13 protein-coding genes are annotated in these 14,316 nt (G+C 70.9%); 5 read left to right on the plus strand and 8 right to left on the minus strand.

The window, feature by feature from the left end:
• Window positions 1-7 precede the first annotated feature (7 nt).
• Complete coding sequence (locus ACGWYL_RS15385) at window positions 8-1,180, plus strand: benzoate/H(+) symporter BenE family transporter (RefSeq protein WP_395487620.1); 1,173 nt, start codon at window positions 8-10, stop codon at window positions 1,178-1,180.
• Window positions 1,181-1,250: 70 nt separating this feature from the next.
• Window positions 1,251-1,739, plus strand: coding sequence for a Cys-tRNA(Pro) deacylase (gene ybaK, locus ACGWYL_RS15390; protein WP_269302596.1), 489 nt, complete (start codon window positions 1,251-1,253; stop codon window positions 1,737-1,739).
• Here ybaK and ACGWYL_RS15395 read toward each other — a convergent pair.
• From ACGWYL_RS15395 to ACGWYL_RS15410, 4 genes are all read right to left on the minus strand, one after another.
• Complete coding sequence (locus ACGWYL_RS15395; RefSeq protein WP_395487621.1) at window positions 1,717-2,226, minus strand: hypothetical protein; 510 nt, start codon at window positions 2,224-2,226, stop codon at window positions 1,717-1,719. The genes ybaK and ACGWYL_RS15395 overlap by 23 nt on opposite strands.
• Entirely contained in the window at window positions 2,223-5,762 is a 3,540-nt protein-coding gene (gene dnaE / locus ACGWYL_RS15400; RefSeq protein ID WP_179424121.1) for a DNA polymerase III subunit alpha, read from the minus strand. Before dnaE ends, ACGWYL_RS15395 begins: the two co-directional genes overlap by 4 nt.
• A 164-nt stretch (window positions 5,763-5,926) precedes the next feature.
• Window positions 5,927-6,751, minus strand: a complete 825-nt coding sequence (locus tag ACGWYL_RS15405) for an ABC transporter permease (RefSeq protein WP_395487622.1) — start codon at window positions 6,749-6,751, stop codon at window positions 5,927-5,929.
• Window positions 6,748-7,716: an ATP-binding cassette domain-containing protein gene (locus tag ACGWYL_RS15410; RefSeq protein ID WP_395487623.1), complete on the minus strand. Its 969-nt coding sequence runs from the start codon at window positions 7,714-7,716 to the stop codon at window positions 6,748-6,750. The genes ACGWYL_RS15405 and ACGWYL_RS15410 overlap by 4 nt, the downstream gene beginning before the upstream one ends.
• A gap of 107 nt (window positions 7,717-7,823) precedes the next feature.
• Between ACGWYL_RS15410 and ACGWYL_RS15415 the strand changes: the two genes are divergently transcribed.
• The 3 genes from ACGWYL_RS15415 to ACGWYL_RS15425 all read left to right on the plus strand — a co-directional run bounded on the left by ACGWYL_RS15415 (window position 7,824) and on the right by ACGWYL_RS15425 (window position 11,089).
• On the plus strand, window positions 7,824-8,960 hold the full coding sequence (locus ACGWYL_RS15415; protein WP_395487624.1) for a hypothetical protein: 1,137 nt from the start codon (window positions 7,824-7,826) through the stop codon (window positions 8,958-8,960).
• 103 nt (window positions 8,961-9,063) lie between these two features.
• Window positions 9,064-9,723 (plus strand): class I SAM-dependent methyltransferase, encoded by a 660-nt coding sequence (locus ACGWYL_RS15420; protein ID WP_395487625.1) that lies wholly within the window; start codon window positions 9,064-9,066, stop codon window positions 9,721-9,723.
• Between the two features lies 1 nt (window position 9,724).
• Window positions 9,725-11,089: a hypothetical protein gene (locus ACGWYL_RS15425; protein ID WP_395487626.1), complete on the plus strand. Its 1,365-nt coding sequence runs from the start codon at window positions 9,725-9,727 to the stop codon at window positions 11,087-11,089.
• Here ACGWYL_RS15425 and ACGWYL_RS15430 read toward each other — a convergent pair.
• The 4 genes from ACGWYL_RS15430 to ACGWYL_RS15445 form a co-directional block, all read right to left on the minus strand.
• On the minus strand, window positions 11,074-12,297 hold the full coding sequence (locus ACGWYL_RS15430) for a pyridoxal phosphate-dependent aminotransferase (RefSeq protein WP_179424115.1): 1,224 nt from the start codon (window positions 12,295-12,297) through the stop codon (window positions 11,074-11,076). The two genes, ACGWYL_RS15425 and ACGWYL_RS15430, sit on opposite strands and share 16 nt — an antisense overlap.
• A gap of 136 nt (window positions 12,298-12,433) precedes the next feature.
• Window positions 12,434-13,372: an RluA family pseudouridine synthase gene (locus ACGWYL_RS15435; RefSeq protein WP_395487627.1), complete on the minus strand. Its 939-nt coding sequence runs from the start codon at window positions 13,370-13,372 to the stop codon at window positions 12,434-12,436.
• Entirely contained in the window at window positions 13,369-13,890 is a 522-nt protein-coding gene (gene lspA / locus ACGWYL_RS15440; protein WP_269302607.1) for a signal peptidase II, read from the minus strand. The genes ACGWYL_RS15435 and lspA overlap by 4 nt, the downstream gene beginning before the upstream one ends.
• Before the next feature lie 5 nt (window positions 13,891-13,895).
• Window positions 13,896-14,297 (minus strand): TraR/DksA family transcriptional regulator, encoded by a 402-nt coding sequence (locus ACGWYL_RS15445; RefSeq protein ID WP_395487628.1) that lies wholly within the window; start codon window positions 14,295-14,297, stop codon window positions 13,896-13,898.
• Window positions 14,298-14,316 lie beyond the last annotated feature (19 nt).

The following is a 14,316-nucleotide window of genomic DNA, read 5'->3' on the forward strand; positions in this document are numbered from 1 at the left end:
TCGCAGCGTGTCCCGCTCCCCCGACGCCGTGCGCTGGCAGCAGCCCGTCACGGCCGGCGCCGTCACCGCCCTCGTCGGCTTCACGTCGTCGTTCGCCGTCGTGCTGGCGGGCCTGCGCGCTGTCGGGGCGTCGCCGTCGCAGGCGGCCAGCGGCCTGCTCGCGCTGACCGTGGGCTTCGGCCTGCTCATCGTCGGGCTCGCGCTCGTGCACCGCGTGCCGGTGACCCTCGCGTGGTCCACGCCGGGCGCCGCACTGCTGGTCTCCACGGGGGCCGTCGAGGGCGGCTGGCCCGCCGCCGTGGGCGCGTTCGTCGTCACGGGCGTGCTCATCGCGCTGATCGGCGCGGTCCCCCTGCTGGGCGACCTCGTGGCGCGGATCCCCACCGAGATCGCCCAGGCGATGCTGGCCGGCATCCTGCTGCAGCTGTGCCTCGCGCCGTTCCTCGCCCTCGCGGACTCGCCGGGGTACGTCCTGCCGGTGATCCTCGCGTGGCTCGTGACGAGCCGCGTGGCTCCGCGCTGGGCCGTCCCGGTGGCGCTGCTCGTCGCCGTCGGCGCGATCGCGGTGGCCGCGAACCGCTCCGGACAGTCGCTCGACACCGCCTCTCTGGTCCCGCGGCTGGAGTGGACCACCCCGACGTGGACGTGGCCCGCGATCGTCGGCATCGCGCTGCCCCTGACGATCGTCACGATGGCCTCGCAGAACCTGCCCGGCGCAGCGGTGCTGCGCAGTTTCGGCTTCTCCGTGCCGTGGCGCTCGTCGGTGGTCGCGACGGGCGTCGGCACCGCGCTCGTCGCCCCGTTCGGCGGTCACGCGATGAATCTCGCCGCGCTGTCGGCCGCGCTCGCGGCCGGGGACGAGGCCGGCCCCCGGGAGCGCCGCTGGGTCGCCGCCGTGTCGGCCGGCGTGGGGTACCTCGTCATCGCGGCGGCCGCGGGACTCGTCGTCGCGCTGGCCGCGGTCGCTCCCCCGGGAATCATCGAGGCGGTCGCCGGACTCGCGCTGATCGGCGCGCTCGTCGGATCGCTGCAGGGCGCGTTCGAGCAGCCTCGGCACCGCACGAGCGCGGGACTGACGTTCCTGCTCGCCGCCTCGGGGATCTCGCTGCTGTCGGTCGGCGCCGCGTTCTGGGCCCTGCTGCTGGGCCTCGCGGTGCGCGCCACCCTCGAGCGCCCCTGACGATTCGCCGGCCGAGGAAATGGTCCGTAACGCCGGAAATCTGACCCCGGACGGAGGTAGCCTCTCGCTCGTGGCCAACAAGAAGGTCGGCGAGGCGACCCCCGCGCTTGCGGCACTGCACCGTGCCGGCGTCGAGGTCACCGCCCACACGTACGAGCACGACCCCCGCGCCCGGTCCTACGGTCACGAGGCGGCCGACGCGCTCGGCCTCGAGCACGCGCGGGTCTTCAAGACGCTGATGATCGACGTCGACGGCCTCCTGGCGGTCGCGGTGGTCCCGGTCTCGGGAAGCCTCGACCTCAAGCGCGCCGCCTCGGCGCTGAACGGCAAGCGGGCCCAGCTGGCGGACGCCGCGGCGGCCCAGCGGGCCACCGGCTACGTCCTGGGCGGGATCAGCCCGTTCGGCCAGCGCAAGCTGCACCGCACCGTGGTCGACGTCAGCGCGCTGACGCACCCGACCGTGTTCGTCTCGGGCGGCCGGCGCGGCCTCGACCTCGAGCTGGCTCCCGAGGACCTCGTGGCGCACACCCGGGCGGTCACCGCTCGGATCGCGCGCTGACGTCGTCGATCTCCTCGTCGTCCTCGGTCCCGTCGGTGCTGAGGTAGAGCGAGAGCGTGTAGCTCAGCACCGAGACGAGCGGCCACACCAGGAACGGGACGAGGGCGTCGACCGCGAGCGGGGCCGACACCTGCTCCCCTGCCTTCAGACCCGTGACGTCCTCGAGCGGGCCGGGGCCGAGCCAGATGCCGAGGCGCCAGCACAGCAGCGCGGCGGCGGTGGACGCCGCCGTGAGGCCGAGCACGATCTCCCAGCGGACGGCCCGGGTGATGCGGTGCACCGCGACGCCCGACACGACGCCGAGCACGATCCCGATGAGCGTGAACACGGCCACGACCTGGAACGTGCCGGCGGCGTTGCCCTCGGTGAGGACGAGGCCGCGCTCGGTGGCCAGCCACTGCGACGGCCGCGCGAACGCCCACCAGGCGAACGCCGCGGGAGCTCCCGAGGCGACGACGGCCAGCAGCACCTTGGTGGTGCGGGTCATGCGAGGCACCCCGGGCCGAGCAGCTCCTTGAGGTCGGCGAACAGCGACGACGTCGTGGAGACGCGCAGGCCCTTGTCGAGGCGCATCGTGGTGGTCTTGCCCTGGCCCGTGAGCCGCAGGTGCACCTCGGTGACGCCCGGGTGCGAGCCCAGCACCTGCTTGAACGCGTTGATCGTGTCGATCGTGCAGCGCGACGCCGCCAGGCTGACGACGAGCGGCTGGTCGGTGCGGCCCTCGCCGATCGCGGGCCGGGTGACCTCGTTGGCCGACAGGTCCATGCCCTCGTCGTTGCGCCGCACGCGGACCTTGGCCACCACGAGCGAGTCCTGCGTGAGCACCGACGACGCGAGGTTGTAGGCGGCCGGGAACACGGCGATGTCGACCGAGCCCTCGAGGTCCTCGAGCGTGATCGTGGCCCAGGTGTCGCCCTTCTTGCTCATGCGGCGCTGCACGTTGGTGACCAGGCCGCACAGCTTGAGGACGTCGCCGTCGGGACGGTCGCCGTCGAGCAGGGTGCCGATCGAGGAGTCGGAGTTGGCGGCCAGCACGTGCTCGAGCCCGCCGAGCGGGTGGTCGGACACGTAGAGGCCGAGCATGTCGCGCTCGAAGGCGAGCTTCTGGGTCTTGTCCCAGTCGGCGATGTCGGGGACCGTGATGCCGAGTCCGTCGAACTCCTCCTCGAACGCGCCGAACAGCGAGTCCTGGCCGATCGCGGCGTTGCGCTTGATGTCGATGTACTGGTCGACGGCCTCCTCGGCGATCGACGCGAGCGCCCGCCGGCCGTGGCCGAGGGAGTCGAACGCACCCGCCTTGATGAGCGAGTCGAGCACGCGCTTGTTGCACACCTGCGTGGGCACCTTGTCGAGGAAGTCGGCGAAGTCCGTGAACGCGCCCTTGGTCTCACGGGCCTCGATGATGCCGGCCACGACGTTGGCGCCGACGTTGCGCACGGCGGTGAGGCCGAAGCGGATGTCGGGGCCGACCGACGCGAAGTTCGCGACCGAGTCGTTGACGTCGGGCGGCAGCACCTTGATGCCCAGGCGCCGGCACTCGGCCAGGTAGAGCGCGGACTTGTCCTTGTCGTCCTTGACGCTGGTGAGCAGGGCCGCCATGTACTCGGCGGGATAGCGCGCCTTGAGATAGGCGGTCCAGTAGCTGATGACGCCGTACGAGGCCGAGTGCGCCTTGTTGAAGGCGTAGTCGGCGAAGGGGACGAGGATCTCCCACAGCGTCTTGACCGCGGCCTTGGAGAAGCCGCGCTCGATCATGCCCGCCTCGAAGCCCACGAACTCCTGCTGCAGGACCTCGCGCTTCTTCTTGCCCATCGCGCGACGCAGGTTGTCGGCCTGTCCGAGCGAGTACCCGGCCAGCACCTGGGCGATCTCCATGACCTGCTCCTGGTACACGATCAGCCCGTAGGTGGTGCCCAGGATCGGCTTCAGCGCCTCGGTCAGCTCAGGATGGATGTAGTCGATCTCCTGGCGACCGTTCTTGCGCTTCGCATAGTTCGTGTGGCTGTCCGCGCCCATCGGTCCGGGGCGGTACAGCGCGATGACGGCGCTGATGTCCTCGAAGTTGTCCGGCTGCATCTGCTTGAGCAACTGGCGGATCGGCGGCGAGTCGAGCTGGAAGACGCCGAGGGTGTCGCCGCGGCACAGCAGCGCGTAGGCCTCGGGGTCGTCGAAGCCCAGGTCCTCCAGCACGAGGTCGACGTCGCGATTGGCCTTGATGTTCTCGATGGCGTCGTTGAGGACCGTGAGGTTGCGCAGCCCCAGGAAGTCCATCTTGACCAGGCCGAGCGACTCGCACATCGGGTAGTCGAACTGGGTGATGACCGAACCGTCGGCCTCGCGCTTCATGATCGGCACGATGTCCAGCAGCGGGTCGCTGCTCATGATGACGCCGGCGGCGTGCACGCCCCAGTTGCGGATCTGGCCCTCGAGGCCGAGCGCGATGTCGTAGACCTTGCGGACGTCGGGGTCCTGCGCATGCAGGTCGCGGAAGTCCTTGCCGTCGTTGTAGCGGCTGTGCGACTCGTCGAAGATGTCGCCGAGCTTGACGCCCTTGCCCATCACATCGGCGGGCATCGCCTTGGTGATCTTGTCGCCCATCGCGAACGGGTAGTCCAGGATGCGGCTGGCGTCCTTCACCGCGGCCTTGGACTTGAGTCGGCCGAACGTGGCGATCTGGGCGACCTTGTCGGTGCCGTACTTGCGCGTGACGTACTGGATGACCTCGCCGCGACGACGCTCGTCGAAGTCGATGTCGAAGTCGGGCATCGAGGGGCGCTCGGGGTTGAGGAAGCGCTCGAAGATCAGGCCGTTCTGCAGCGGGCACAGGTCGGTGATCCGCAGCGCGTAGGCGGCGATCGAGCCGGCGCCCGAGCCACGGCCGGGTCCGACGCGGATGCCGTTGTCCTTCGACCAGTTGATGAAGTCGGCGACCACGAGGTAGTAGCCGCAGTACCCCTTCTGGGCGATGACCGCGAGCTCCATCTCGGTACGGGCGCGGACGTCGTCGCCGAAGTCCTTCCCGTAGCGGGCCTCGATGCCGCGCCAGACCTCCTGGCGGAACCAGGACTCCTCGGTCTCGCCGTCGGGGACGTCGGCGCGGGCCATGTAGCCGCCCGTGGACTCGGTGAACTCGACGTCGCAGCGCTCGGCGATGAGCAGCGTGTTGTCGCACGCCTCCTTCATCCCGTGCTTGTCCTCCCACAGGGACCGCATCTCGGCCGCGGACTTGATGTAGTAGCCACCGCCGTCGAAGCGCAGGCGCTTCTCGTCGCTGATGCGCTTGCCCGACGCGACGCAGATGAGCGCGTCGTGCGCGGCCGCGTCCTGCGGGTGCGTGTAGTGCGAGTCGTTCGTGGCCACGGGCGGGATGCCGAGCTCGCGGCCGAGGCGCAGCAGGTCCTCGCGGACCCGGCGCTCGACCGAGATGTCGTGGTCCATCAGCTCGAGGAAGAGGTTCTCCTTGCCGAAGATCTCCTGCAGCTCGGCGGCCTCGCGGCGGGCCTCCTCGTACTGGCCCAGCCGCAGCCGGGTCTGGACGGCGCCCGACGGGCAGCCCGTGGTGGCGATGAGTCCGGTGGAGTAGCGCTCGAGCAGCTCGCGGTCGGCGCGCGGCTTGTAGTAGTAGCCCTCGAGGCTGGACAGGGACGACAGCCGGAAGAGGTTGTGCATGCCCTCGGTGGACGAGGCCCACATCGTCATGTGGGTGTACGCGCCACCGCCGGCGACGTCGTCGCCGCCCTCCTCGGCCGCGTTGCCACGGCCCCAGCGGACGCGCTTCTTCTCACTGCGGTGCGTACCCGGAGTGAGGTAGGCCTCGAGGCCGATGATCGGCTTGACGCCGTGCTTGCGAGCGGTGTTCCAGAAGTCGTAGGCGCCGTGCACGTTGCCGTGGTCGGTCATCGCGATGGCCGGCATCTCCTGCTGCGCCGTGCGCTCGAACAGCCCGTCCAGCAACGAGTGTCCGTCGAGCATCGAGTACTCCGTGTGGACGTGCAGGTGCACGAAGCTCGAGTCACTCGCCATGGTCGCCGTCGGCCTCCGCTACGTCGTTCTGGTCCCGGATCCGGGGACAGTGGTCGAAGCCGCAGACAGGGTCGGCGGCGGGGATCGGGGAAGGACTCCAGCCTACGTGAGCGCCCGACCGGAGTCGGTAGGGCACGCCCGCGCGGGAGTCCTCCCCCGGTGCGCTACTTGCTCGCGGCGCGCTGGTAGGCGCGGACCGACAGAGGCACGAACACCGCGACGATCAGCAGGGTCCACAGGAGCGTGTAGATCACGGGGTGCTGCAGGCTCCAGGCGTCGGGCACGGGCACGCCGTCCGGGACGTTGCCGAACAGCTCGCGCACCGCCTGGGTGACGGCCGAGACCGGGTTCCACTCGACGAACGGCTTGAGGAAGTCGGGGAACGACTCGGTGGGCACGAACGCGTTGGAGACGAACGTCAGCGGCATGATCACGATGAACGACGCGTTGTTGATCACGTCGACGCTGGGCACGATGAGTCCGATCCACGCCATGATCCAGCTGATCGCGTAGGCGAACACGAGCAGCAGCGCGAAGGCGCCGAGCATCTTCGGGATGCCGTTGTGCGCGCGCCAGCCGACGAGCAGGCCCGTCAGCGCCATGATGATCAGCGAGAGCACGTTGTAGACGACGTCCGCGCCCGTGCGCCCGACGAGCACCGCCGAGCGGGACATCGGCAGCGACCGGAACCGGTCGATGAAGCCCTTCTGCATGTCCTCGGCCATCGCCGCGCCGGAGAACGTGGCGCCGAACACCACGGTCTGCGCGAAGATGCCGCCGATCAGGAACTCCTTGTAGTCCAGGCCCGGACCGGCGTCGATCGCGCCGCCGAACACGTACGCGAACAGCAGGACGAACATGATGGGCGAGATCAGGACGAAGACCATGATCTCGGGGACGCGCTTGATCTTGATGAGGTTGCGCTTGGCGCAGACCCAGCCGTCGCTGAGCACGCGCAGCGGACCGCTGCGCTGGGTGAGGGTGGTCATCGCGTGACCTCCTGATCGATGGTGGCGTCCTCGGCCTCGTGGCCGGTCAAGGACAGGAACACGTCGTCGAGGGTGGGACGCCGCAGGCCGATGTCGAGCACGTCGATGCCCGCCCCGCGGATGTTGCCCAGGACCTGCATGAGGTCGTCGGCGCCGGAGCCGCTGACCGCGGCGGCCACGGAGCGCTCGCGCACCGTGACCTCGCCCTTGGCGACCTCGGCGAGGAAGTCGCGGACGCGCGACGCGTGGGCCGGGTCGTCCACCACGACCTCGATCCGCTCGCCGCCGACCTGGGACTTCAGCTGGTCGGCCGTGCCCTCGGCGATCGACCGCCCGCGGTCGATCACGATGATGTTGTCGGCCAGCAGGTCGGCCTCCTCGAGGTACTGCGTAGTGAGCAGCACCGTCGCGCCGGAGGAGACGAGGTCGGAGATGACCTCCCACATCTGCTGGCGGCTGCGCGGGTCGAGGCCCGTGGTGGGCTCGTCCAGCACGATCACCGGCGGCTCGGCGACCAGAGCGCCCGCGAGGTCGAGCCGGCGACGCATGCCGCCGGAGTAGGTCTTCGAGGGCCGGTCGGCCGCGTCGGACAGGCCGAACCGGGCGAGCAGGTCGCGGGCGCGCGCGCCGGCGTCCTTGGCCTTCATCCCGTACAGCCGCCCGACCATCTCGAGGTTCTCGTAGCCCGTCAGGTACTCGTCGACCGCCGCGTACTGCCCGGACAGGCCGATGCGCCGGCGCACGCCGTCGGGATCGGCCCGGACGTCGACCCCGGCCACCGTGGCCTGGCCCTCGTCGGGCGTGAGCAGGGTGGTGAGGATGCGGACCGCCGTGGTCTTGCCCGCACCGTTGGGCCCGAGCAGTCCCAGGACGGTGCCCTCGGGCACCGCCAGGTCGAGCCCGGCGAGGGCCTCGACGTCGCCATAGCGCTTGACCAGTCCGGTCGCGCGGATCATGTCGCTCATCCCTCGATCATGGGCCACACACCCGACAGAAATCAGCCCTTGGCTGCCGACTCGTTCCGTCAGTGGTAGAAATTGCCCAGCACTGACTCGAACTCGGGGGGTTCATCATGGCTGTCGACCTGCAGCAGGTCATCCGTTTCCATCCCGACGCACTCGACGTCCCGGGCGATCCGGATCGTCTGCGTCACGGTGCCGAGAAGCTCCAGGACCTCGTGGCCGAGCTGACCGACGTCGGCAAGCGCCTGCGCGAGGCCGACGCGCCGCAGGAGACGCGCGGACCCACCGTCCGCGCGATGTCGCGCGTCGCCGGCACGCTCGGCCAGGTCCTGGAGGCCGACGCCGATCAGCTCTCCGATCTCGTCGAGCTGATCCGTCGCCAGGCCGATCGCATGACCGACGCCCTGGGCACCCTCGACGAGACCCGTCGCCGCTGGCGTCAGGCCCGCCAGGACCTGCGCGACCAGGTGGGCGACCTCAACGAGCAGGCTGCCCGCGAGCACCGCGAGGCCGAGCGCGAGCGGGCCGAGCGTCGCGAGCGCGAGCGGGCCGAGAGGGACCGCAAGGGCGGCGGCGGCGGTGGCGGCGGCGCCGATCGCGACCACGAACGCCGCGAGCCCGAGCCGCCCACCGAGGCGAGCGACCTGATCACGATGGCGGACCAGCAGGTCCTGAACCAGGTCGAGGGCCCGCTGCGGCGCCTCGCCGGCCTCGAGTTCACCGACCGGCACGGGTCCGTCGCGATCATGCTCGACGGCAAGGCCGACCAGATCGCCGAGCGCTACCGCCAGACCGTGCAGGCGATCTTCGACGAGCTCGTCGAGGCGCTGCGCGGGGTGAACCGCCTCGACAACCAGCTCGTCGAGCAGCTCCCCCGGCAGCGGCAGGCGATCGCCGGGCCGGTGAAGTCCGGGGACGACCAGTCCACGCCCGATCCCACACGGCTGTCGCGCCCCGACGACATCGCCTCCGTCGGCGAGGAGCTGCAGGACTGCGCGCGCGCCCTCGACACGGCCGCCGAGCGCCTGCAGGAGATCCGCCTCGCGATCCGCGAGGGCCGTCTCACCCCCGAGGACGAGCGGATCGGCAGCATGAACGGCTTCGAGCGCACCTGGAAGGAGCACCTGCAGGAGGTGCGCGAGGACCTGAACCACGCCCGCAAGGCCAGCGCCGACATCGCCCGCGAGCTGCGCGAGCTCGACGAGCGCGGCGCCCGCGAGGTGCGGCGCAGCTTCCGCAACGGCTGACACGCCGGACCGCCGATTCCCTCGCGGAACGGCCCGCCGAGCCGGTACGGTGAGCGGAATTTCGCCTCGTGACGCACGGGGCGTGCTGAGCAGGGGGTGACCCATGAGTCGATCCGACGAGCCGTCCGGCGTGGTGCCGGCGGAGCGCACGGACTACTGGAACGCGTTCTACGCGGACGGCGGCGTCGCCCGGCGTCCCGTCCCGTCCCAGTTCGCCGCCTTCGTGGCCGGCGAGCTCGACGGGCCCACGCGGATCCTCGAGTTCGGCAGCGGCTCGGGACGCGACTCGCTCTTCCTCGCCGCGCACGGGCACGACGTGACCGGCGTCGACGGCTCGAAGGCCGCGGTCGAGGCGTGCTCCGAGCTGGCCGAGGAGCTGGGGCTCGACGTCGAGTTCGTCAGTGCCTCGATCGACCAAGAGGGGCTGGCCGCGCAGCTGCGCGTCGAGCCCGGGAACACCCTCGTCTACGCACGCTTCTTCGTGCACGCGATCACCGACGACGAGCAGGCGGCGTTCCTGCGCCTGGTCGCCGAGCTCACCTCGCCCGGCGACCGGCTCGCCGTCGAGTACCGCACGCTGCGCGACTCCATCGGCGCCAAGGTCACCGGCCGCCACTACCGCCGCTTCGTCGACCCCACCTCGTTCAACGCCCAGGCCGTCCTGCACGGCTTCGACGTCACCTACGCGGTGGAGGGCTACGGCTTCGCGAAGTACCGCGAGGACGACGCCTACGTCGCGCGGGCGCTGCTCACGAGGCGTTGAGGTGGAGACGCTCGGCGAGCTCCTGACCGAGACGGTCCGGTCGGCCCGCGCCGCCTTCCCCGACCTCGACTTCGTCCGGCCCGCCGGCCAGCTGCACGTCGCCCTCCCACCGACCACGGTCGACCGCGTGCGCGTCGAGCTGGCCTCGCCGTCCATCCTGCGGCTGCAGTCCCTGGGCGTGTCCACCACGCCGGCGCTCTCCCCCGTCGAGCTGGCCGGGCGCGTCACGATCACGGCGAGCAGCTTCGCCGACGGGTTCCGCGAGACGTTCGATCCCGAGCGTCTTCTCGACGCGGAGCACCCGCACGGCGTGCAGATCCGCACCGAGCACGAGGCTCTGCCGTGGGCCGAGGTCGCGTTCGCCGAGCCGGTCGAGCTCACCGCCCTGCACCTGCGTGGCATCGCGGCCCGCGCCGCGATCGAGAGCCGCGACGTGCGCGTGCTGATCGGCTCCCCCGGCGGCCCCTGGGTCACGGTCTACGACGCGCCCGGCCGCGCCGAGGAGCTGCAGGCCTGGGTCCGGGCCCGGACGGTCGACGTCCCCGACGACCTGCGGCCGACGTTCGAGCTGCTCGCCGGACCCCTCGCGCTCACCGTCGCGGGGCACTACCAGCCGGCCCGCACGGCCATGAAGTCGGCGGCGAAGCAGCTCAGCGACGAGGCGCGCCGCGAGTTCGTCCGCACCGTGAGCGAGGGCGTGCTCCACGACCGCTCCCTCGACTGGACGGCGCACGGTCCCACGCGGTCCTTCCGGTTCTGGTCGGCCGAGGAGAAGCAGGACTACGTCCGCTCCACCGTCGCGGTGGCCGACGCGCTCCGGGACCTGACGCCTCACGTGTGCTTCGGCTACGGCGCGGCGCTGGCCGTGGTGCGCGACGGCGACCTCATCCCGCACGACGACGACCTCGACCTCATCGTGGCGTTCGAGCCGCACGAGGCCGCCACGCTGCCCGAGGCCCACGCGCTGGTCGAGGACTTCCTGCGGGCGCGCGGCTTCACGGTCAAGGGCGACTTCTTCGGCCACCGGCACGTCGCGCCCGCCGGGGGCGGCAAGAACGTCGACGTGTTCTCGGCGCTGTTCGAGGGTGACCGGATCGCCTGGTACCCCGGCACGCGCGGTGCCCTCGACCGCGCGACCATGTTCCCCACCAGCGAGCGGGAGTTCCTCGGCGTGACGGTGCCGCTGCCGGCCGACCCCGTGGGCTACCTCGAGACGATCTACGGTCCGGGCTGGAGCACGCCCGACCCGGCCTTCAAGCACCGGTGGCGCAAGAAGGACTTCGCCGACCAGGCGGCGACGCCGCCCCCGCCGGAGCCCGAGCGGCGCCCCGGCTGGCTGGGGAGGCTGCGTCAGTCCTGGCGGTAGGTGCTGAGGAAATGGCCCATGCGCTGGATCGCCTCCGCCAGGTCGCGCGACCACGGCAGGGTGACGATGCGCAGGTGGTCGGGATCGGGCCAGTTGAAGCCCGTGCCCTGGGTCAGCAGGATCTTCTCCGACATCAGCAGGTCCAGCACGAACTGCTGGTCGTCCTTGATCGGGTAGACCTCGGGGTCGAGGCGCGGGAACGCGTACAGGGCGCCGCGCGGCGCGACGACGCTGACGCCGGGGATCTTGCGCAGCTCGTTGACCGCGGTGTCGCGTTGCTCCAGCAGGCGGCCGCCGGGCAGGATCAGCTCCTTGATCGACTGGTAGCCGCCGAGCGCCACCTGGATCGCGTTCTGTGCCGGCACGTTGGGGCACAGCCGCATCGACGCCAGCAGGGTGAGGCCCTCGAGATAGTCCTGGGCGCGCTCGAGCGGACCGGTGACGACGAGCCAGCCGGCACGGTAGCCGCACACGCGGTACGCCTTGGAGAGGCCGTTGAACGTCAGCGTCAGGACGTCGGGCGCGATGCTGGCCAAGGGGATGTGGACGGCGTCGTCGTAGAGGATCTTGTCGTAGATCTCGTCCGCCATGAGGATCAGGTCGTGCTTGCGCGCGAGATCGGCGATCGCGGTGAGGGTCTCACGGCTGTAGACGGCGCCCGTGGGGTTGTTCGGGTTGATGACGACGATGACCTTGGTGCGATCGGTGATCTTCGCCTCGAGGTCGGCCAGGTCGGGGTTCCAGTCGTTGTCCTCGTCGCACCGGTAGTGCACGGGGCGCCCACCGGCGAGGTTCGTCACCGCGGTCCACAGCGGGTAGTCCGGCGTGGGGATCAGCACCTCGTCGCCGTTGTCGAGCAGCGCCTGCAGGGCGATCTGGATCAGCTCGCTGACGCCGTTGCCGAGCCAGACGTCGTCGATGTCGAGGGCCGGGAAGCCCTCCTGCAGCTGGTAGTGGTGCACCACCGCACGCCGCGCGGACTGGATGCCGCGCGAGTCGGAGTAGCCCTGCGCCGTGGGCAGGCCGGCGATGACGTCCTGGAGGATCTCCGAGGGCGCGTCGAACCCGAACGGCTGCGGGTTGCCGATGTTGAGCTTGAGGATCCGATGACCCTCGGCCTCCAGCTGGGCAGCTCGCGCGCTGACGGGGCCGCGGATGTCGTACAGGACATCCCTCAACTTCTCCGACTGGCGCACGACAGGACTCATGCGCCCATTGTGCCGGACGCCCTCCACCTCCCGGCCGCGACTCCCGGCGGCGACTGAACGAGGTTTCCTGTCACTTCGCGAGGTTCGCGAACCTCGTGAAGTGACGGTTTCCCCGGTTAACCGGGGAAACTGCGGGTCAGTCCAGCTCGCGGACGACGTCGAGCGCGCGCTGGAGGTCGTCGGGGTAGGGGCTCTCGTACTCGACCCACTCCCCCGACGCCGGGTGGGTGAAGCCGAGCCGCACCGCGTGGAGCCACTGGCGCTCGAGGCCGACGCGCTTGGCCAGCACCGGGTCGGCGCCGTACAGCGGGTCGCCCACGCACGGGTGCTTGATGGCGGCCATGTGCACGCGGATCTGGTGGGTGCGACCGGTCTCGAGCTTGATCTCCAGCAGCGACGCGAAGCGGTGCGCCTCGAGCGTGTCGTAGTGCGTGACCGAGGCGCGGCCGTCGGCGCGGACCGTGAACTTGAAGTCGTGCTTGGGGTGCCGGGCGATCGGCGCGTCGATCGTGCCGGTGTGCGGGTCGGGGTGGCCCTGCACGAGCGAGTGGTAGGTCTTGTCGACCGTGCGGTCGCGGAACGCCTGCTTCAGCACGGTGTAGGCGCGCTCGGACTTGGCCACGACCATGAGGCCGCTGGTGCCGACGTCGAGGCGCTGCACGATGCCCTGGCGCTCGGGCGCGCCGCTGGTGGAGATCCGCACGCCCACGCCGGCCAGGTGACCCGAGACGGTGGGCCCGTCCCAGCCCACGCCGGGATGCGCCGCAACGCCGATCGGCTTGTCGACCACGACGATGTCGTCGTCCTCGTGCACGATCGACATGCCCTCGACCTCGGTGGGCACCACCACGGCGCGCCGGGGTGCGGGGATGGTGGCCTCGATCAGCGCGCCGGGCTCGACGCGCTCGGACTTGATCGGCTGGCTGCCGTCGAGCAGCACGAGCCCCTCGGCGACGAGGTCGCCGGCGCGCGTGCGCGAGACGCCGAAGAGCCGGGCCAGGGCGACGTCGACGCGCTCGCCGGCCAGGCCCTCGGGGATGTAGACGCTGCGCACCTGCGTGGCGTCGTCGGTCACGATTCCTCCCGGGTGCCGTCGAAGCGATGTCCTCGCCACGACCGCCAGATGATGACCACGGCCGCCACCGTCAGGGCGATGTCGGCCACGTTCCCCACGAAGAAGCCGGCGTAGTCGATGAAGTCCACGACGTGGCCCCGCAGGAACGACGGCTCACGGAAGAGCCGGTCGATCAAGTTTCCCACGGCGCCCCCGAGGAACAGCCCCAGGCCCACGGCCCACCACGGGTCGCGCAGCCGGGGCGCGATGACGATGAGGGTGACCGTGACGGCGATCGCGACGAGGCTCAGCACGATCGTGTAGCCCGCGGCGGTGCCGAGCGCGGCGCCGGGATTGAGCACGAAGCGCAGGCTCAGCAGGTCGCCCAGCAGCGGGATGGCGTCACGGCCGTCGAGCCGCGCGACCGCCCACCACTTGGTGAGCTGGTCGAGCGCCACGACCGCGATCGCGACGAACGCGAACAGGCCGACCCGGCGACGGCCGATCGGCTCGGTCGACGGGTCCGAGGACGGGGTCACGGGAGTCAGCGACGCTCCTCGCGACGCTTGCAGTCCATGCACAGCGTCGCGCGGGGGAACGCCATGAGGCGCAGCTTGCCGATCGGCTCGCCGCACTGCTCGCAGACGCCGTAGGTGCCGTCGTCGAGACGGGCCAGCGCCTTCTCGGTCTGCAGCAGCAGCTCGCGCTGGTTCGCGGCGAGCGAGAGCTCGGCATCGCGCTCGAGGCTGTTCGAGCCGACGTCGGCCTGGTCGTTGCCCGCACCGTCGACACCTCCGGCCAGGATGTCCTGCAGATCACGGGCGGAGTGGTCGAGCTCGGTCCTCAGGCGGGCGAGGTCCCCGACGAGCTCCTCGCGCACGGCCTTGGCCTCCGCAGGGGTCCAGGGCTCTTCGTCCGCGCGGACGGCCAACGTGGTCTTGGGCATGCCCGGGACAGTAGACCGA

Origin of the sequence: Aeromicrobium sp. JJY06 (assembly GCF_044069275.1) — a bacterium.
GTDB lineage: Bacteria > Actinomycetota > Actinomycetes > Propionibacteriales > Nocardioidaceae > Aeromicrobium > Aeromicrobium tamlense.

Coding starts and splice junctions, on each gene's coding strand:
- ACGWYL_RS15395 (WP_395487621.1), bottom strand. CDS start 2,226: ATGACCCGCACCACCAAGGTGCTGCTGGCCGTCGTCGCCTCGGGAGCT.
- dnaE (WP_179424121.1), bottom strand. CDS start 5,762: ATGGCGAGTGACTCGAGCTTCGTGCACCTGCACGTCCACACGGAGTAC.
- ACGWYL_RS15405 (WP_395487622.1), bottom strand. CDS start 6,751: ATGACCACCCTCACCCAGCGCAGCGGTCCGCTGCGCGTGCTCAGCGAC.
- ACGWYL_RS15410 (WP_395487623.1), bottom strand. CDS start 7,716: ATGAGCGACATGATCCGCGCGACCGGACTGGTCAAGCGCTATGGCGAC.
- ACGWYL_RS15415 (WP_395487624.1), top strand. CDS start 7,824: ATGGCTGTCGACCTGCAGCAGGTCATCCGTTTCCATCCCGACGCACTC.
- ACGWYL_RS15420 (WP_395487625.1), top strand. CDS start 9,064: ATGAGTCGATCCGACGAGCCGTCCGGCGTGGTGCCGGCGGAGCGCACG.
- ACGWYL_RS15430 (WP_179424115.1), bottom strand. CDS start 12,297: ATGAGTCCTGTCGTGCGCCAGTCGGAGAAGTTGAGGGATGTCCTGTAC.
- ACGWYL_RS15445 (WP_395487628.1), bottom strand. CDS start 14,297: ATGCCCAAGACCACGTTGGCCGTCCGCGCGGACGAAGAGCCCTGGACC.